The sequence below is a fragment of the Streptomyces sp. NPDC057950 genome (genome assembly GCF_042887295.1).
Classification (GTDB): Bacteria; Actinomycetota; Actinomycetes; order Streptomycetales; family Streptomycetaceae; genus Streptomyces; species Streptomyces kaempferi.
Genome location: NZ_JBHVPP010000001.1, coordinates 53,109 through 70,891, shown reverse-complemented (window position 1 = coordinate 70,891; position 17,783 = coordinate 53,109). Strand labels below are relative to the sequence as shown.

Sequence of the window (17,783 nt, the reverse complement as noted above, 5' to 3'; positions counted from 1 at the left end):
CTAAGTGACCCAAGAGTAACCTAGTCAGTTGGACATTCCAACCCACCCGTTAGACTGAGGGCATGAAGGACGCCCGCCCCTGCTCGATCGCCGAGACCCTGGCCCTCGTCGGCGAGAAGTACTCCCTGCTGGTCATGCGGGAGGTGACGCTCGGCGCCACCCGCTTCGACCAGCTCGCCCGCAACATCGGCGCACCGCGCGACGTGCTCACCGCGCGTCTGAAGCGACTCGTCGACGTCGGTGTGCTGGAGAAGGCCGAGTACAGCGACCGCCCGAAGCGCTACGAGTACCGGCCCACGCGGGCCGGGCTGGAGCTGCAACCGGTGCTGCTGACGCTGATGGCGTGGGGCGACCGTCATCTCCAGGAGGACGGCTTCCGCCCGATGGTGATGGAGCACACCTGCGGCCACGAGCTGGTCCCGCAGGTGGTCTGCCGGGAGTGCGGCCACGAGATCGAGCACGGCGACCTGACCGCCCACCCGCAGTCCCCGGGCTGGACGGTGACGGGACCCTCGGGGGCGTAGACACGGGACCAACCCTCGGGGACGTGGACACGGGGCCCGGTGGCGCGGGCGCAGGACCCGCGATGGCACACGGGCAGGACCCGCCGTGGCACAGACGCGGGACCCGCGGTCGCCCCGGCGCGGGTTCCCTCGCGATACGGGGCCCTTGCCCCTCCCGGCCCTCTCCCCCTCCCGGCCCTCTCTCCCCTCCCTGCTCTCTCCCCCTCCTCCGCTCCCTCCCCGCCTACTCGTTCCCCTCGTAGACCTCCAGCCGTCCGCACATTCCGAACCGGCCGCACGCGGCGGGCTGTTCGGCCCGTACAAGGGCTTCGCCGAGGTGGGACGTGTCGCACCTCCAGCCGTCCGCACATGCCGAACCAGCCGCACGCGGCGGGCTGTCCGGCCCGCACAAGGGCCTCGCCGAGGCGGGACGTGTCGCACCTCCAGCCGTCCGCACATGCCGAACCGTCCGCACGCGGCGGGCTGTTCGGCCCGTACAAGGGCTTCGCCGAGGTGGGACGTGTCGCCCCGCTCAAGCCGGGCGAGCTGCTCACCCGTGACCGCGGCGGCGGCCTCGGGACCGCGCCGCCACCGCTCGCGCCACTCGGCGAGGCGGGGCCGCACCGGCGTGGCCGCGGCCCGGTGGAACGCGGCGAGCCGCTCGGGGCCGTCCGCCGCGCGCAGCCCGCGGTAGCCCTCGACGGCCAGATCGCGCCGGGGCCCGGACGATCCGCTCGCGCTACTCCTCGGGCGCGTCGCCGGGGACGGCCGTCGCGGCGGCGTACGTGTCGGGGTCGGTCTGATACTCCGGGGGCAGGGTGAGCACGGCGTCGCCGGCCTCCGGAAGCCCGCTGTTCTGCATCAGGACGGTGATGCGCGGACCGCCCTCGTCGACGAGCCGGTGGACGGTACCGGGCGTGAACCAGGCGACCGTGCCCGGTGTGAGCGGCGTGACCTCGTATCCGGACGCCGTCAGCGCCTGGACGGCGCCCCGGCCGCCGGTGACGACATGCACCTCCGAGCAGGTGAGGTGCAGGTGCGGGGTTCCGCCGGACACACCGTCGGCGGCGGGCCAGTCGTAGACGCGGAGGTGCGAGACAGCGACGGCACCGGGCAGGCCGGTCCCGGGGCCGGCACTCGCGATGCGGGATGTGTTCATGTACCTGATCAGCGCTCGGTCGGACGTGCCGTCGGACGATGGCCGACGCTCGCTGCCACCCGGACGGAACGGAACGGGACGGGACGGAGCGGAACGGGACGGGACGGAGCGGGGGCGGGAGGGGCCGGCAACAAGCGCTTTCCCATCCCGGGGAACGTATGCGGCGGCACGGCGGCCGTTCAACACCCCGGCCACCGGGACCGGCGAGGTCACCTCGCGCCCGGGACCCTCCCACGTTCGTACGACCAATCGAACAGTTCCCCTAGTAAAGGCAAACCCCCGTGGCCGGACGGTCGCTCCGGGGCGCTACGCTGCCTGCAACACCCGTGATCAGCGCGCACCGCGAACCGCGACACGGCGTGTCCTTCGGCCCGTCCTCGATCAGCGCTTGGACCACCTCACTTCATGTCTTGGTTTGAATCCCTCATCCTCGGACTCGTCCAGGGGCTGACCGAGTTCCTCCCCGTCTCCTCCAGCGCGCATCTGCGCCTGACCGCGGCGTTCTCCGGCTGGCACGACCCCGGAGCGGCCTTCACCGCGATCACTCAGCTCGGCACGGAGGCCGCGGTGCTGATCTACTTCCGCAAGGACGTGGGCCGGATCCTCGTGGCGTGGTTCCGCTCGCTCACGAGCAAGGCGATGCGCCAGAACCACGACGCCCAGATGGGCTGGCTCGTCATCGTCGGCTCCATACCGATCGGCGTGCTCGGAGTGACCCTCAAGGACCAGATCGAGGGTCCGTTCCGCGATCTGCGGGTCACCGCGACCATGCTGATCGTGATGGGCGTGGTCATCGGTGTCGCGGACCGGCTCGCGGCGCGCGACGAGTCGGGCGGCAAGCACCGGGCTCCCAAGCAGCGCAAGACCATCGAGAACCTGAACACCAAGGACGGCCTGCTCTTCGGCCTCTGCCAGGCGATGGCCCTGGTCCCCGGCGTCTCCCGGTCCGGAGCGACCATCAGCGGCGGCCTCTTCATGGGCTACACCCGCGAGGCGGCGGCCCGTTACTCCTTCCTCCTCGCCATGCCGGCCGTGCTCGCCTCGGGAACCTTCGAGGTGAAGGACGCCACCGAGAGCGGTCACGTCTCCTGGGGGCCGACCATCTTCGCGACGGTCATCGCGTTCGTGGTCGGGTACGCCGTGATCGCGTGGTTCATGAAGTTCATCTCCCACAAGAGCTTCATGCCGTTCGTCTGGTACCGGATCGCGCTCGGCGTCGTCATCATCGCCCTGGTCGGCGCGGACGTCCTCAGCCCCCATGCGGCGGAGTCCGCGGGCTGAGGCGGTCGTCCCGTCGGCGCTCTCGCGTGTGACGGACGCACGGATGTGAAGGTCGCGCCGGTCCGGCCCGGGTTCCCGCACCCGCGGTGACGTGCGCCGAGACGGCCCGGCCGAACCCGCCCGCCGGGCCGTGAACGGTCACAACTGTGTCACCACCCCCGCAGGACACTCACATTTCCTTCACACCTCCCGTTACGGTCGCCCCACCACGAACCGTCCTTGGGGGGACCATGTCGTACAACCAGCCTCCGCCGCCGCCCGGATACGGGCCGCCCCCGCCGTTCACGCCCGCGCCGCGGCCGGCCGGACCGAAGTGGGCACGGAAGCGGTACATGCTGCCCGCCATCGGGCTCGCCTTCGCCCTCGGCACCGCCGCCGGCGGGGGCGGTCAGGACGGCAGTACCACCAAGGCCGCGGCCGACAAGGTGCGACCCGCCGCCACCGTCACCGCGACGGCCACGGCGACGGCGACGGAGACCGCGACACCGGAACCCGCGCCCACGGTGACCGCCACGAAGACCGTCAAGGTGAAGGTGACCGTCACCGCGAAGGCCGCCTCCGGCAGCGGCTCCGGCAGCGGCTCGTCCGGCGGGTCGTCCGGGAGCGGCGGCTCAACTTCCTCCGGCGGCTCCGCCGTTGCCGGGAACGGCGCCACCGCTCGCTGCAATGACGGCACTTATTCCTACGCCGCGCACCATCAGGGCGCCTGCTCGCACCATGGAGGCGTGGCCGTCTTCTACAAGTAGCCCAGGTCGCACGGGCGTCCGTCAGGAACGCGCTGCCGGACACGCGGGTGCCCGCTCCGATTCGGGGCGGGCCTCGGATTTCCGAATGCCTGGCCGGACACGAACACGCTCTCGACCGGCGACCGCCCTGGACGCACCCACGGTGCGGACCCGCCGGCCGAGCGGGCCCGTCAGGGTCCCCCGGGAGCCGGCCCGGTTCCCCGAGGCGGCGTCCGCAGGCCGTGACGAACCGCATACGGCGCGCGTAGCCGACCGGTAGCGGAGTGTCAGCCCATACCCCTAGGCTGGTGCGCATGTCCCCCGACTTCACGTTCTCTGGTTCCGTGCGGTCCGCTGCCGCGTTAAACGAGCAGATCCGCGCCCTGTGGATGCGCTCGGGCGGCTCCCTGTCCGCCCAGGAGCGCGCGGAGTACGAGCTGCTGGTCGTGAAATGGGCCGAGGCGATCCGCGGAGAGGTCATCGAGGCGGCCTGAGCCTCGTCGCTCCGCAGGACGTCGTGCCGGGCGGCGCGCACTGTCCGCCGGAGCACCTCGCGCTGTCCGCCGGAGCACCGCGCACTGTCCGCGGGAACAACCCGAGCGGCACGAGAGCCGGGACCGCCCGCCGGGCCCGGCGGCGGCGCGCGTCAGGGTCCGACCCCGGACGACGCGTCACTTCGCTTCGAGCGGTTCCCGCGGCCGCCATTCGGGGGACGGAGCCCAGGCTCCACGGCCGGAGTATCAGTCCTGGAACACCGACCTCTTGTACCCGAGAATCTTCATGGCCTCATCCTTCTTCTTTCCCCCCTCGAACTGATTCATATGGGCCGCCATCGCCGCCGGGTCCTGAACCTTGAGCAGATACTCGGCCATTTCCTCTTTCTTTACCGCTTCGCGGAACTCGTTCTCGGTCAACGGGGCCACCCCTTCCGCCAGCGAATCCTTTCGCTCGATGCCGACGATGTCGTAGGGTGCGCCCTGCTTCGCGATCCAGCCGTGCTCGGAGCCCGTAGCGCCCTTCGCCAGATACTTTCTCTTGATCCGGATGGTGAGTACGTATCCGAACCGGGCTTCCGACGCGAATTTGGTGGCTATTTCAGCATCCGTGGAAAATTCGATCAGGCTCGCGGTCTCCTCGTTACGGTGCTGACTCACGTATCCTTCGACGTGCTCACGCTCGGGCTTTGTAGCGTGCTCGTCAGGTTTCTGGACCATCTTCGGGAGACTGACGAAAGAGCCGCGAATCACCTCCTTCTGGAGATGCTTCCTCTGCGTGGGCGTCACACCGCGCTTCAGAAGGACTTCCTGCTCGCTGTCTTCGGGCAGCGCCGCGATGTGGTCCTCGGCGCTGAGCTCCAGAGGCTGATCCTGCAGAGCGATCCGCCTCCCGGCCTGGGACCCCTCCGACTGCTCCCCCTCTTCCATCATCCGCTGGACGGGTTCGCGCATCCGCTGGACGGGCTCGTGCGCACCGTTCGCCGTGTGGCGCGGGACGGTGACGGAGGGGGCGGTCGCCTCACCCGCGGCGAAGGCGTGCCCGTCCTTCTCCGCCGCTCGTTCGGAGTCCTGCTTCGGGTCGGTGACGGTGACTCCGGCACCGTTGCCGTGGCCCGTCTCGGGCATGCCTCTGAGGTTCTTGTCGACGTGGCTGAGCTCGTGGCCGATCAGCTTCTCGTCGCCCGCGGTCCCGGCGGAGAGGAAGATGTGGTTACCGACGGTCATGGCCTGGGCCCCCAGCGCCGCCGTGGCACGCTGGGCCACCGCGCCACGGTGGACGCGGGTGGAGGAGAGCGCCTCGTTCCGATAGAACGCCCCGGCCTTCGCCACCACCGACGAAGGCAACGACTCGCTCGACGAGTTCATGGCGGCGGCCAGCAGGGCGGCCTGCCCTTCCGGGCCGGCGTTTCGCGCCCCGCCCCGGACGTGTCCGTCCTCCTCCTCGGCGCGCGCGACGGCGGCACCGTCCAAGGAACGCTGCACCGGAGGTTCCTGCGACTGGTGCCCGCATCCAAGACCGTGCTGATGCTGGTCCCGCGCTCCAGGGTGGCCGGCCCGTCGCAGCATCTCGGCAACGGCCTTGTTCCCGGTACGGCTCTGCAGAGCGAGCATCCGTTGCACGGCCGTTCCGGCGGATGTCGGACTCGCCGGCGGGCGCCGAGGTGCCTGTCCCTTCCCTGTCGTGGTGTTCTCGTCGCGGGCCAGTCCCATACGTCTTCCTCCGGCATCAAAGACGACCAAGCCCCACACCGTCGCACGGAGGACGGCCGCGTTCCCAGGGCCGCAGGGGCAGAGTTGCGGCCCCAAGGGCTGCCGTCACCACGTCCGTACGGTCTTCATCCGGTCTTCGGTCGAACCCCGGCGGCGAAGTGGACCCCCGCGCCGGACGAACGGGATCACCGCCTGGCGCCCACGGCTGTGACGGAGCGCGGGGTCCGGCAAAGGCCGTCCGCGCATCCGCCGCCCCCTCCAGGCACCGCCCAGGTTCGAGCCGCTCTCAGCTTCGGACCCTGAAGGACGGTTCGGACCCTGAAAGACGGTTCGGACCCTGAAAGCCGGTTCGGACCCTGGCGGACGGCTGACGCCCGAACACCTTCGGACCGGCGCCCGCCGCAACCACCCCGCGAGCCCCGTACCGCCGCGCGTCCGTCGGCGCCTCACCGCCCCCCGGACACCCGCAGCACCGCCCCCGTGGCGTACGAGGCGTCGGGCGACATCAACCACGAGACGGCGGCGGCGACTTCCTCCGCCCGGCCGACCCTGCGCAGCGGAATCGAGGAGGCGGCACGCTCGGCGCGGCCAGGGTCGCCCATGGCCGCGTGCATCTCGGTGTCGATCATGCCGGGCGCGACCGCGTTGACCCGGATGCCGTCCGGGCCGAGTTCCTTGGCGAGGCCCACCGTCAGGGCGTCGACGGCGGCCTTCGTGGCCGCGTAGTGGACGAACTCCCCGGGGCTGCCCAGCGTCGCCGCCGCCGAGGACACGTTCACGATGACGCCGCTCCCCCGGGCCGCCATGGACCGGGCGGCCCGCCGCGAACACAGCAGCGTACCCAGCAGGTTGACGTCCACCACGCGCCGCAGGTCGGCGGGGTCGGTGTCCGTGAGCCGCCCGAGCGGACCGGTCACACCGGCGTTGTTCACCAGCCCGCCGACGGGTCCGAGACGGTCCGCCGCCGTGTCGAAGAGGCGCTCCACGTCGTCCGCGTCGGAGGTGTCCACCCGTACCGTCACACAGCGCGACCCCGCCGCGCGGACGGCCGTCGCGGTCGACTCCGCCGCCGCGGCGTCCCGCACGTAGCCCACCACCACGTCATGTCCGTCGGCCGCCAGACGGGCGCAGATCGCGGCGCCGATCCCCCGGCTGCCGCCCGTGACCACAGTGACCGGGCGTGTCATGCGTGCCTCCCTCCGGCGGGCGGTTTCCCGCTCCGCGCTCGCTCTCGATCATGATTCCTGCCTTCGTATCCCTTCGCGACCCCGGCCGTACACCCCCTGGATGATCAAAAGAACGCGCGGGTTACCATATGAGCGCCGCCTAGCTCGAAAGATAGACCTGTGACTGTCAATGACGACGCGTTCACCAACTGGAAGACCCGCGAGGAGATCGCGGAGTCGATGATCCCGATCATCGGGAAGCTGCACCGGGAGCGGGACGTCACGGTCCTCCTCCACAGCCGCTCCTTGGTGAACAAGTCGGTGGTCAGCCTTCTCAAGACCCACCGGTTCGCCCGGCAGATCGCCGGTGCGGAGCTCTCCGTCACCGAGACGCTGCCGTTCCTCCAGGCGCTGACGACGCTCGATCTCGGGCCTTCCCAGATCGACCTCGGCATGCTCGCCGCGACGTACCGGAGCGACGACCTGGGCCTCTCCGTACAGGAGTTCACCGCCAGGGCCGTCGCCGGCGCCACCGGCGCGGGCAAGATCGAGCGCCGCGAGCCGCGCGACGTCGTCCTCTACGGTTTCGGCCGCATCGGCAGGCTCGTCGCCCGCCTCCTGATCGAGAAGGCCGGCTCCGGCAACGGCCTGCGGCTGCGCGCCGTCGTCGTCCGCCAGGGCGGGGAACAGGACATCGTCAAGCGCGCCTCGCTGCTGCGCCGCGACTCCATCCACGGCCAGTTCCAGGGCACGATCACCGTCGACGAGGCGAACAGCACGATCATCGCCAACGGCAACGCGATCAAGGTGATCTACGCCGGCGACCCGAGCGAGGTCGACTACACGGCGTACGGCATCAAGGACGCCATCCTCATCGACAACACCGGCAAGTGGCGTGACCGCGAGGGACTCTCGAAGCACCTGCGCCCCGGGATCGACAAGGTGGTGCTCACCGCGCCCGGCAAGGGCGACGTCCCCAACATCGTGCACGGCGTCAACCACGACACGGTCAAGCCGGACGAGCAGATCCTGTCCTGCGCCTCCTGCACCACCAACGCGATCGTCCCGCCGCTGAAGGCGATGGCCGACGAGTACGGCGTTCTGCGCGGCCATGTGGAGACCGTCCACTCGTTCACCAACGACCAGAACCTGCTGGACAATTACCACAGCTCCGACCGCCGGGGCCGCTCCGCGCCGCTCAACATGGTCATCACCGAGACGGGTGCCGCGTCCGCCGTCGCCAAGGCGCTGCCCGACCTCAAGGCCCCGATCACGGGCAGCTCGATCCGAGTCCCGGTGCCGGACGTCTCGATCGCCATCCTCAGCCTGCGGCTCGGGCGCGAGACCACCCGCGAGGAGGTCCTCGACCACCTCCGCGAGGTGTCGCTGACCTCGCCGCTCAAGCGTCAGATCGACTTCACCACCGCGCCCGACGCGGTGTCGAGCGACTTCATCGGCTCACGCCACGCCTCGATCGTCGACGCCGGCGCCACGAAGGTCGACGGGGACAACGCGATCCTCTACCTCTGGTACGACAACGAGTTCGGCTACTCCTGCCAGGTCATCCGGGTCGTCCAGCACGTCTCCGGGGTCGAGTACCCGACCTACCCGGTACCGGCCGTCTGATCCGTCGTCAGGACCGGTCGGCGCCCTGCGCCGACCGGTTCCGCGCCTCACCCGGGCGCCGAGGGGGCCGCGTACCGAACACGGCTGCTCCCGGCGCCCGTTCGTCCTCCGTGGGCCCGGGACACGGACACCGGCGGCGCACGGGGAACACCCATGACCGCCGACGGCCGCTTCCTATACTGGGCGGATGATCACCGTGCCGCTCAGCGCACTGGAAGTAGCCATGGTTCAAGCGGGCGCCCCGGCCGCGGACACGTTACGCGACACCACCGAGTTCGCCCGGCGGCTCGAAGACCTCGGATACCAGCGGCTCTGGTACGCCGAGCACCATCATTCCCCCGCCATCGGAGCGTTCCCGCCCGTCGTCCTGACCGCCCACACGGCCGCGTCCACGGCGTCCATCCGTATCGGATCCGGTGGCGTCCTCGCCCCGAACCACGCTCCGATCATGCTCGCGGAGCAGTTCGGCACGCTGGCCGCACTGCACGCGGGCAGGATCGACCTGGGCATCGGCCGCGGCCCTGGCACCTTCGACGAGTCCACGGCGCGGGCCCTGCGGCGTGGGGCGGGACCGACGACGGACGACGAGTACCGCGACGACGTGTCGCAGACCCTGCGGTACCTGGTGGAGGAGGTCGCGCTCGACCCGCTCCCGGAGCCATGGCTGCTGTCCTCGAGCACGGCCGGTGCCACGCTCGCGGCGGAACTCGGACTGCCGATCGCCTTCGCCCATCACATCCGCCCCGACCACACCCTCGCCGCGCTCCACCACTACCGGGAGCACTTCTCCCCCTCCCGCTGGTGCGACCGCCCCCGCGTGCTGGTCTGCGTCGAGACGGTGTGCGCCGAGACGCGGGAGGAGGCCGCCCGGCTCGCGGGCCCGATGGATGTCGTCAAGGCCGGACTGCTCAAGGGGAAGGGCGACATCCCCTTCCCCACGCCCGACCAGGCGGCCGCCCACTCCTTCACCCCCCAGGAGGCGCGGGCCCTGACGGCCTTCCGAGCCCACCAGGCACACGGCACACCCGACACCGTCGCGGCACACCTGGCGGACCTGGCGGACGCGACCGGCGCGGACGAGCTCATGCTGGTGACACCCGTCCACGCGCTGACCGACCGTCTGAAGTCCTACGCACTCGTCCGACAGCACGTCATGACGCCGGTGGAGCGGCTCCCGCGGTAGATCGCGGGGCCCGCCGCGGACACCCCGCGGTCCCGGCCACGAATGTCGCTGCACGCCCCTTGGCTGCGCGGGCCCCGTGGCCAACACTGAGCCGATGACGCAGCGTGTGGAGCTCGCGACCCTGATGGACCGGTTCGCGGTGGACGGACTCGTCACCGAATACGCGGTGGCGGTCGACGACGGCGACTGGGACGCCTACCGGCGGCTGTTCGCGCCGGACGGCCGCGCGGACTACCGCTCCGCCGGCGGTATCGAGGGGGACGCCGGCCAGGTGGCGGGGTGGCTCGCGCGGAGCATGGAGCTGTTCCCCATGCGCCAGCACCTGATCGTCAACCGACGCCTGCGGTTCGGCGTGCTGGACCAGGACAGGGGCGACACCGCCCGGGTGCAGGCCGACTACATCAATCCGATGCGCTTCGCGGGCGACGACGGAGGTTCCACCGCACCCGACTTCGTGTGCGGTGGCCGGTACGCCTTCGCACTGGTGCGTACGGACCTCGGCTGGCGTCTGCGCGAGGTGGTCGTCCAGGAGAAATGGCGCCGCATGCCGCAGCCGCGTCAGGAACCCGCCGTCACCTGACCGGACGCCCCCTGTCGGAGATCGTCCCCGGAGCGCACACTGGAGGGACCACCGGGGAGGGAGGCGCCCATGACGAGGTTCGACCGCCGGCTCGCCTCTCCCTGGCGGCGGGCGATCGTCGCCGTGCTGGCGGGTTCGCTGCCGGTGCTCGCCTTCCCCGCCCCGTCGTGGTGGTGGTTCGCCTACGTCGCCCTCGTGCCCTGGATCCTGCTGGCCCGCACCGCCCCGACGGGCAGCCGCGCCGCGTACGACGGCTGGTTCGGCGGCCTGGGTTTCATGCTGGCCGTGCACCACTGGCTGCTGCCGAGCCTCAATGTCTTCACGGTCGTCATCGCGGGACTGCTCGGGACACTGTGGGCGCCCTGGGGCTGGCTGGTACGACGGTTCCTCGGCGGTGTGCCCTCGGCGGGGCGGGTCGGGGCCGCGCTCGTGGTGCTGCCGTCGAGCTGGCTGATGGTCGAACTCGTCCGGTCCTGGCAGGGGTTGGGCGGGCCCTGGGGGCTGCTCGGGTCGAGCCAGTGGCAGGTGACGCCCGCGCTGCGGCTCGCCTCGGTCGGCGGGGTGTGGCTGCTGAGCTTCCTGGTGGTGGCCGTCAACGTGGCCGTCGCGGTCCTGCTGGCCGTGCGCCGGTCGCGCGGTCCGGCCGCCGCCGTCACCGGACTCGTCGTCACCGCCGCCGCCACCTCGGCGGCCTGGGTGTGGTCCCCGCGCCCGGACACCGACGGCCAGGTCCGCGTCGCCGTCGTACAGCCCGGCGTCCTGGGCGGCGGTGCCGGAGCCGGCGCGGAGAAGCGCTTCGCACGCGAGGAGGCGCTCACCCGCACGCTCGCCGGACGCCACGTCGACCTCGTCGTCTGGGGCGAGAGCAGCGTCGGCGTCGACCTGGCCGGCCGCCCCGACCTGGCGGACCGGATCGCCGCGCTGTCCCGCGAGACCGGTGCCGACATCCTCGTGAACGTCGACGCGCGGCGCTCCGACCGACCGGGGATATACAAGAGTTCGGTGCTGGTGGGACCGCACGGGCCGACCGGCGCCCGCTACGACAAGATGCGTCTCGTCCCCTTCGGCGAGTACATACCGGCGCGCTCCCTCCTCGGCTGGGCGACCTCGGTCGGCAAGGCGGCGGGCGAGGACCGCAGGCGCGGCACCGAGCAAGTGGTGATGGACGCCGGGCACGGACTGCGGGTCGGACCGATGATCTGCTTCGAGACGGCGTTCCCGGACATGAGCCGGCATCTCGCCCAGGACGGCGCCGAAGTACTGCTCGCCCAGTCGTCGACCTCGTCGTTCCAGGACAGCTGGGCGCCCGAGCAGCATGCCTCGCTGGCCGCGCTGCGGGCCGCCGAGACCGGCCGCCCGATGGTGCACGCGACCCTGACCGGTGTGTCCGCCGTCTACGGGCCGAGCGGCGAGCGGCTCGGCTCCTGGCTCGGCACGGACGCGAGCGAGGCGGCGGTGTACGAGGTGCCGCTGGCCCGGGGGGTCACCCCGTACGTCCGGTTCGGCGACTGGCCGGTGCACGGGGCGCTGCTGGTACTGGCGGCCCTGTGCGCCACCGAGGGCGCCCGCGCGCTCAGGCTGCGGCGGACCGCTCCTGGACCGCTCGCACCACCCGCTCGCACAGTTCATGAGTCGCCAGTGCGTCCCGGGCGCTGAGCACCTTGCCCGCGCGTACGGCGTCGAGGAAGACGAGCACGCCCTGCTCGATGCCGCGCTGGCGGGCCACCGGCACCCAGTCCCCGCGCCGTCGCACGCTGGGCTGGCCCTTGTGGTCGATCACCTCGGCGAGGTTGAGCACCTGACGCTTGGTGTCCTGGCCGGAGACCTCGAGGATCTCCTCGGCCGAGCCGCTGAGCCGGTTCATCACACCGAGCGCCGTGAAGCCGTCGCCCGCGAGCTGGAGTACAACGTGGTGGAGCAGTCCGCCCTCGACACGGGCCCGTACCGTCACATCGTCGACCGGCCCCGGCGCCAGGAACCGCAGGGTGTCCACGACGTGGATGAAGTCGTCGAGGATCATCGTGCGCGGCACCTCGGGCAGCCCTATCCGGTTCTTCTGCATCAGGATCAGCTCACGCGGATGCTCCAGGCACTGCGCGTACCCGGGTGCGTGGCGCCGGTTGAAGCCGACGGCGAGGCTGACGTCGCGCTCCTCGGCGAGCCGGACCAGTTCCTCCGACGCGGAGAGTTCGTAGGCGAGCGGCTTGTCGACGAACGTCGGTACGCCCGCTTCCAGGAGCCTCGTGACGATCTCGGGGTGTGCCACGGTGGCCGCGTGCACGAAGGCCGCGTCGAGATCCTGGGCCAGCAGCTCCGTCAGGTCGGTGTGCCGCTGCCCCTGCGGAAGACGGAGGCTGTCGGCGACCCGGGCGAGCGTCGCGGGCGTCCGGGTCTGCAGATGCAGCTCGACCCCCGGCTGAACCCCGAGCACCGGCAGATACGCCTTCTGCGCGATGTCGCCGAGTCCGATGCAGCCGACCTTCACGAGGTCTCCTTCGTTCGCCGATACTGGCCTGGTCGGAAGCATACGGGCGTCACGGCGGCCCCCGTCCGGCGGTGCCGGACCCGTCGCCCGGCTTCGACGCGCGGCTCGGGCCCGCCTCGTCCGAGCCGTCCGCGCTGTCCCCGCTCGGTCGGGTGCGGCACACGGCGGGGGACGGTACGAGCCGGCGGCCGCGGGTCAGCCTGTGTCCGCCGGCACCCGCCGGAGGAGCGGAAGGATCACCCGTGCGGGGCATCCTGTGCTGGTCGGCTCCCCAAAGCCGTCCGGAGACACCAGAGTTGCCCGCGTGCATCGAACGACGACGACGGCCGCGACGCTCCTGGTCACCATGGCGGTCACCGCCCTCGCCGGCTGTGTGGCCGTCCAGCGGCCATCCGCTCCCGGCCCGCCGCCCGCTCCCGCCCCGGCGTCGCCGCGTCCGGACGGCGCGGCCGGGGAGCAGCGGGTCGTGCAGGCTCCGGCGCGGGAGGCGCTGGAACTCGTCGGGCCGTCACGGGCGCCTTCACCGAAGCCGTCCCGTGCGACGGCGCGACCCCACCCCGCTCCGCCCGCACAGCCCGCACCGCGGGCCCACCCCCCACGTCACGCCCCCGGCACGCCGCACCTCCAGCCGAAGCCGCACCGGCCCGCCCACCACGCCGCCGCACCACCCCCGGCGACGAAGCCACCGAAGGCCCAGGACGTGTGCGCCCTCGGCAGGAAGTACGGAGGCTGGAAGCCGGGCAGCCCCGAGGCGGTCATCTGCAAGGGAACGTACGGGCATTGAGCCGCCCGGCGCCTCGCGCCCCGGGGTCCCGGAGTCCCGGAGTCCCGGAGTTCCGGACACGCCCCGTACGCGGACGCCTCGTCGCCCTTCCGGCCCTCCGTCTCGCGGCACACCCGTGTGCGATGCCACGCGCTGATCCGGCGGGGGGTACCGGACGGTCCTCAGGGCCGCTGTCTCGGCGGCCCCAGCGTCTCCCCTCCCGGCCCGCCGAACCGGCCGGGGCCCTCCCCCGGTGAACCCTCCGACGGTCCGTCCCCGTCGAGCCTCAGCTCCAGTCGGCCGATCGCCGCGCGTACCCCGTCTCCATAGCGGTCGTCACCGAGGAATCCGACCGCGCCCCGGGCCCGGCGCAGGTGGCTGCGGGCGGCGTCGGAGCGGCCGAGTTTCACGTAGTCGGCCGCCAGGTTCAGGTGCAGTGACGGGTAGAACGCCCGGACCGCGAGCGAGTGGTGGTGCTCCTCGACCCTGTCGTCCCCGAGTTCGTGGGCCGCCGACAGGGCGCGCAGATCCCACGCCAGCTCGTCCGAGGGGTCGTCCTGGGTGTCCGCCATGTAGTGCGCCAGGGTGCAGCGGTGCAGCGGGTCACCGTCCTCGCCGATCTCCGACCACAGGTCCAGGAAACGGCCCCTGGCCTCCTCGCGGTCGCCTCCGTGGTGCAGCATGACGGCCTGGCCGATCCGGGTCATCATGGCGTCCGGCGCCGTCTGCTCCTGCTGCTCCGCCACCGCGTCCTCCAGGCTCGTCACTGTCTCTTCCGACGCTAACCGCAGCCACTGCCAAACCGGCTCAGGCGCCCCCGTACGCCGCCGGACCGGGCCGGGGAGGGCGGGACCGGGCCCCCCGCCCGGCCCAGCCGTCCCCCATCCCGGGTCAGCCGAGGTCCGGAATCCGCCAGTCGATCGGGTCGTGGCCCTGCTGCGCCACGGCCTCGTTGATCTGTGTGAACGGCCGGGAGCCGAAGAACTTCTTGGCGGAGAGCGGCGAGGGGTGCGCGCCCTTCACCACGATGTGCCGGTCCTCGTCGATGAGCGGGAGCTTCTTCTGCGCGTAGTTCCCCCACAGCACGAAGACCGCCGGGTCGGGCCGGTCGGCCACGGAGCGGATCACCGCGTCCGTGAACCTCTCCCAGCCCTTGCCCTTGTGGGAGTTGGCCTCACCGGAGCGCACGGTCAGCACCGCGTTGAGCAGCAGGACGCCCTGCTCGGCCCACGGCATCAGATAGCCGTTGTCCGGGATCGGGGTGCCGAGCTCCTCCTTCATCTCCTTGTAGATGTTCCGCAGGGAGGGCGGGGTCCGCACTCCGGGGCGCACCGAGAAGCACAGGCCGTGTCCCTGGCCCTCGCCGTGGTACGGGTCCTGGCCGAGGACCAGCACCTTGACCCGCTCGTACGGTGTCGCGTCCAGCGCGGCGAAGACCTCTTCGCGCGGAGGGTAGACGGGACCCTTGGCTCGCTCCTCCTCGACGAACTCGGTGAGTTCCTTGAAGTAGGGCTGCTGCAGTTCCTCGCCGAGGACGCCGCGCCAGGACTCGGGCAGCATGGCGGTGTCGGTCACGTCAACTTCCTCCGATGTACGGTCACTTCCAGGCCTCAGAACCTACAGGCGACCACTGACACCCGGCCCCGTACCCCTTGCCACCAGCGGATCCTCCCCTGTCACCCGGCGGATCTCGCCCCTCGGCCGTCGGCTCCGGTCCCCTCCGGCCACCGTCACCCCCTCCGCGTCCGCCCCCGCTGTCACCCCGCTGCCGGCTGGTCCCGCGTCTCCGCCCGCCCGTCATCGTGATCGTCGACGACGATCCGCGGGGCCTCCGGGAACCGCCGGACCACGGCTCCTCGGCGTCCCCGAGATGCCCCGGCCGAGCAGGCGCCGCACCCTGGAATGGAGCCGTCATGGCGTCACCGGGCCCCCGCCCCGACCTGGCGTGGCGGGCCGGGTCCTTCCTGTCGGCGGCCGGGCGGAGGGCCGCGCCGCACGGCCGGTCCGCACGCGGGCCTTCCCCGTCCGCGCCGCCCGCGCCGCCCGCGCCGTCCCTGGTCCGCCCGACATTTCAGGTGCACCGGAGCAGCCAAGAGCAAGAGCGACGAGGAGCCATGAACGCACAGGGACCCGTCCATCGTGTAGCGATCGTCGGCACCGGCACCATCGGTGCGAGCTGGGCGACGCACTACCTCGCCCGGGGCTTCGAGGTCACGGCGACCGACCCCGCCCCCGCCGCGGAGGAGGCCCTCAGGGCGTACGTGGCCGAGGCATGGGACGCGGCGGCCACGCTCGGCGCCGAACCCGGAACCTCACCCGACCGTCTCCGGTTCACCACCGACATGCGAGAAGCCGTCGCGGACGCGGATTTCGTCCAGGAGAACGCGCCGGAGCGCCCGGATCTGAAGGTCAGGCTGTTCGCCGACATCGACGACGCGACGCCGCCGGACGCGATCATCGCCTCGAGCTCGTCGGGCATCACGATGAGTGTCATCCAGGCCGAGTGCCGGAATCCGCAGCGCACCCTCATCGGGCATCCGTTCAACCCCCCGCACATCATCCCGCTCGTCGAAGTCGTCGGCGGGACGAAGACCGCCCCGCGGACCGTCCGGGACGCCATGTCCTTCTACACGGCGATCGGCAAGAAGCCGATCCATCTCAAGAAGGAGCTCCCCGGACACGTCGCCAACCGCCTCCAGGCCGCTCTGTACCGCGAGGTCGTCCACCTGATCGACCAGGGGGTGCTGGACGTCGCGGACTCCGACGACGCGGTGTCCTGGGGCCCCGGACTCAGGTGGGGTGTCATGGGTCCCAACCTGCTGTGGCATCTCGGCGGCGGCGAGGGCGGCATCCGGCACTTCATGGAGACCCTCATGCCGGGGATGGCCGGGATGTGGCACGGACTGGGCGACCCGCGACTCACGCCCGAGCTCGAGGAGAAGATCGTCGGTGGGGTCCTGGAGGAGGCGGACGGTCACTCCGTCGGCGAACTGGCCGCCCGGCGTGACGCGATGCTGCTCAGCCTGCTGGCCGTACGGGGATCCGGCCGCGCGACGACACCACCGGCCGACCGGCATGAGACGGCAAAGGTCACCCCTGAGGCACCGGTCACCCCTGAGGCACCGGTCACCCCTGGGGCAGCGAGCCCTCGCCCGGGAGGAGGAACCGCGACGGAGCGGCGGCAGAGACTGTTCGTGCTCGAAATCAGCGGTGCCGGTCGGGTGTTCTCGGTGAACCCCGACGGCACCGACAAGCGGTTCCTCGTCTCGGGATGCGGGTTCCCCGACGGTGTCGCCGTGGACGCCGCTGCGGGGCACATCTACTGGACGAACATGGGCTCCCCGCCCCTCGACGACGGCTCGATCGAGCGTGTCGACCTGGACGGAGGCAACCGGACGACGATCGTTCCCGACGGCGCCACGCACACGCCGAAGCAACTGCACCTCGAAGCCGTCGGCCGCAAGCTGTACTGGGGTGACCGCGAAGGGATGCGCGTCATGCGCTGCGACCTCGACGGCACGAACATCGAGACACTCGTCCGGACGGGGCGGACGGACAGCGACCGCCGCGATGAGACCAGATGGTGCGTCGGAGTCGCCGTGGATCCCGGCGCCGGCCACCTGTACTGGTCGCAGAAGGGACCGAGCGACGCGGGTCGGGGGAAGATCCTCCGGGCCGGGATCGATGTGCCCGCCGGCGAATCCGCTGACAGGCGCAGCGACGTCGAGGTGCTTCTCCAGGGGCTCCCGGAACCGATCGACCTGCAGTTGGACCTGACGGAGCGCACGCTGTACTGGACCGACCGCGGGGATCCGCCGCGAGGCAACTCCGTGAACCGCGCACCGGTGGATCCGCCCGGCGGGCGGCGGGAGCCCGAGATCCTGTGGACGCACCTGATGGAGGGCATCGGCATCGCCCTCGATCTCGACGGCGGCCGCCTGTTCGTCACCGACATGGCCGGGACCGTCTACGCGGCGGATCTCGACGGGTCGAACCGCCGGGAGATCCTCATCGTCCAGGGCAACCTCACCGGGATCGCCCACGCCCTGGTTCCGGCCGAGGAGCACTAGGGCGTGGACGGCCGGCGCCGCCACCGAGGTCCCGG

16 protein-coding genes are annotated in these 17,783 nt (G+C 71.6%); 10 read left to right on the top strand and 6 right to left on the bottom strand.

What is annotated here, in order from left to right:
- Positions 1-62 precede the first annotated feature (62 nt).
- On the top strand, positions 63-524 hold the full coding sequence (locus tag ACFVTC_RS00325; RefSeq protein WP_390122366.1) for a winged helix-turn-helix transcriptional regulator: 462 nt from the start codon (positions 63-65) through the stop codon (positions 522-524).
- A gap of 718 nt (positions 525-1,242) precedes the next feature.
- On the opposite strand, the gene ACFVTC_RS00320 is transcribed toward ACFVTC_RS00325, so the two are convergent.
- On the bottom strand, positions 1,243-1,662 hold the full coding sequence (locus ACFVTC_RS00320) for a hypothetical protein (RefSeq protein WP_390122364.1): 420 nt from the start codon (positions 1,660-1,662) through the stop codon (positions 1,243-1,245).
- 405 nt (positions 1,663-2,067) lie between these two features.
- Between ACFVTC_RS00320 and ACFVTC_RS00315 the strand changes: the two genes are divergently transcribed.
- From ACFVTC_RS00315 to ACFVTC_RS00305, 3 genes are all read left to right on the top strand, one after another.
- Complete coding sequence (locus ACFVTC_RS00315; RefSeq protein WP_390122362.1) at positions 2,068-2,943, top strand: undecaprenyl-diphosphate phosphatase; 876 nt, start codon at positions 2,068-2,070, stop codon at positions 2,941-2,943.
- A gap of 230 nt (positions 2,944-3,173) precedes the next feature.
- Entirely contained in the window at positions 3,174-3,689 is a 516-nt protein-coding gene (locus ACFVTC_RS00310) for a DUF3761 domain-containing protein (protein WP_390122360.1), read from the top strand.
- Positions 3,690-3,982: 293 nt separating this feature from the next.
- Positions 3,983-4,162, top strand: coding sequence for a hypothetical protein (locus ACFVTC_RS00305; protein WP_153291819.1), 180 nt, complete (start codon positions 3,983-3,985; stop codon positions 4,160-4,162).
- A gap of 246 nt (positions 4,163-4,408) precedes the next feature.
- Here ACFVTC_RS00305 and ACFVTC_RS00300 read toward each other — a convergent pair whose 3' ends face one another.
- Both ACFVTC_RS00300 and ACFVTC_RS00295 read right to left on the bottom strand, forming a co-directional pair.
- Positions 4,409-5,647 carry a DUF4157 domain-containing protein gene (locus tag ACFVTC_RS00300; RefSeq protein ID WP_390122358.1) on the bottom strand — a complete coding sequence of 413 codons (1,239 nt, stop codon included), beginning with the start codon at positions 5,645-5,647 and terminating at the stop codon, positions 4,409-4,411.
- Between the two features lie 674 nt (positions 5,648-6,321).
- Positions 6,322-7,062, bottom strand: coding sequence for an SDR family NAD(P)-dependent oxidoreductase (locus tag ACFVTC_RS00295; protein WP_390122356.1), 741 nt, complete (start codon positions 7,060-7,062; stop codon positions 6,322-6,324).
- A gap of 159 nt (positions 7,063-7,221) precedes the next feature.
- Here ACFVTC_RS00295 and ACFVTC_RS00290 point away from each other — a divergent pair, with 159 nt between their 5' ends.
- The 4 genes from ACFVTC_RS00290 (at position 7,222) to lnt (ending at position 12,086) form a co-directional block, all read left to right on the top strand.
- On the top strand, positions 7,222-8,667 hold the full coding sequence (locus ACFVTC_RS00290) for a glyceraldehyde-3-phosphate dehydrogenase (protein ID WP_390122354.1): 1,446 nt from the start codon (positions 7,222-7,224) through the stop codon (positions 8,665-8,667).
- A gap of 187 nt (positions 8,668-8,854) precedes the next feature.
- Positions 8,855-9,850 (top strand): LLM class flavin-dependent oxidoreductase, encoded by a 996-nt coding sequence (locus tag ACFVTC_RS00285; protein ID WP_390122352.1) that lies wholly within the window; start codon positions 8,855-8,857, stop codon positions 9,848-9,850.
- Positions 9,851-9,944: 94 nt separating this feature from the next.
- Positions 9,945-10,430: a nuclear transport factor 2 family protein gene (locus tag ACFVTC_RS00280; RefSeq protein WP_390122351.1), complete on the top strand. Its 486-nt coding sequence runs from the start codon at positions 9,945-9,947 to the stop codon at positions 10,428-10,430.
- Between the two features lie 69 nt (positions 10,431-10,499).
- Entirely contained in the window at positions 10,500-12,086 is a 1,587-nt protein-coding gene (lnt, locus tag ACFVTC_RS00275) for an apolipoprotein N-acyltransferase (RefSeq protein WP_390122349.1), read from the top strand.
- Here lnt and ACFVTC_RS00270 read toward each other — a convergent pair.
- Positions 12,004-12,915, bottom strand: a complete 912-nt coding sequence (locus ACFVTC_RS00270; protein ID WP_390122347.1) for a Gfo/Idh/MocA family protein — start codon at positions 12,913-12,915, stop codon at positions 12,004-12,006. The genes lnt and ACFVTC_RS00270 overlap by 83 nt on opposite strands.
- 304 nt (positions 12,916-13,219) lie before the next feature.
- On the opposite strand from ACFVTC_RS00270, the gene ACFVTC_RS00265 reads away from it, so the two are divergent.
- A complete protein-coding gene (locus ACFVTC_RS00265; protein ID WP_390122345.1) occupies positions 13,220-13,699 on the top strand; it encodes a hypothetical protein in 480 nt (159 codons plus the stop codon).
- 161 nt (positions 13,700-13,860) lie between these two features.
- On the opposite strand, the gene ACFVTC_RS00260 is transcribed toward ACFVTC_RS00265, so the two are convergent.
- Positions 13,861-14,424, bottom strand: a complete 564-nt coding sequence (locus tag ACFVTC_RS00260; protein ID WP_390123708.1) for a hypothetical protein — start codon at positions 14,422-14,424, stop codon at positions 13,861-13,863.
- A 145-nt stretch (positions 14,425-14,569) separates the two neighbouring features.
- Positions 14,570-15,253 (bottom strand): uracil-DNA glycosylase, encoded by a 684-nt coding sequence (ung, locus tag ACFVTC_RS00255; RefSeq protein ID WP_329286125.1) that lies wholly within the window; start codon positions 15,251-15,253, stop codon positions 14,570-14,572.
- Between the two features lie 539 nt (positions 15,254-15,792).
- Here ung and ACFVTC_RS00250 point away from each other — a divergent pair.
- Positions 15,793-17,748, top strand: a complete 1,956-nt coding sequence (locus ACFVTC_RS00250) for a 3-hydroxyacyl-CoA dehydrogenase NAD-binding domain-containing protein (RefSeq protein ID WP_390122343.1) — start codon at positions 15,793-15,795, stop codon at positions 17,746-17,748.
- The last annotated feature ends 35 nt before the right edge of the window (positions 17,749-17,783 follow it).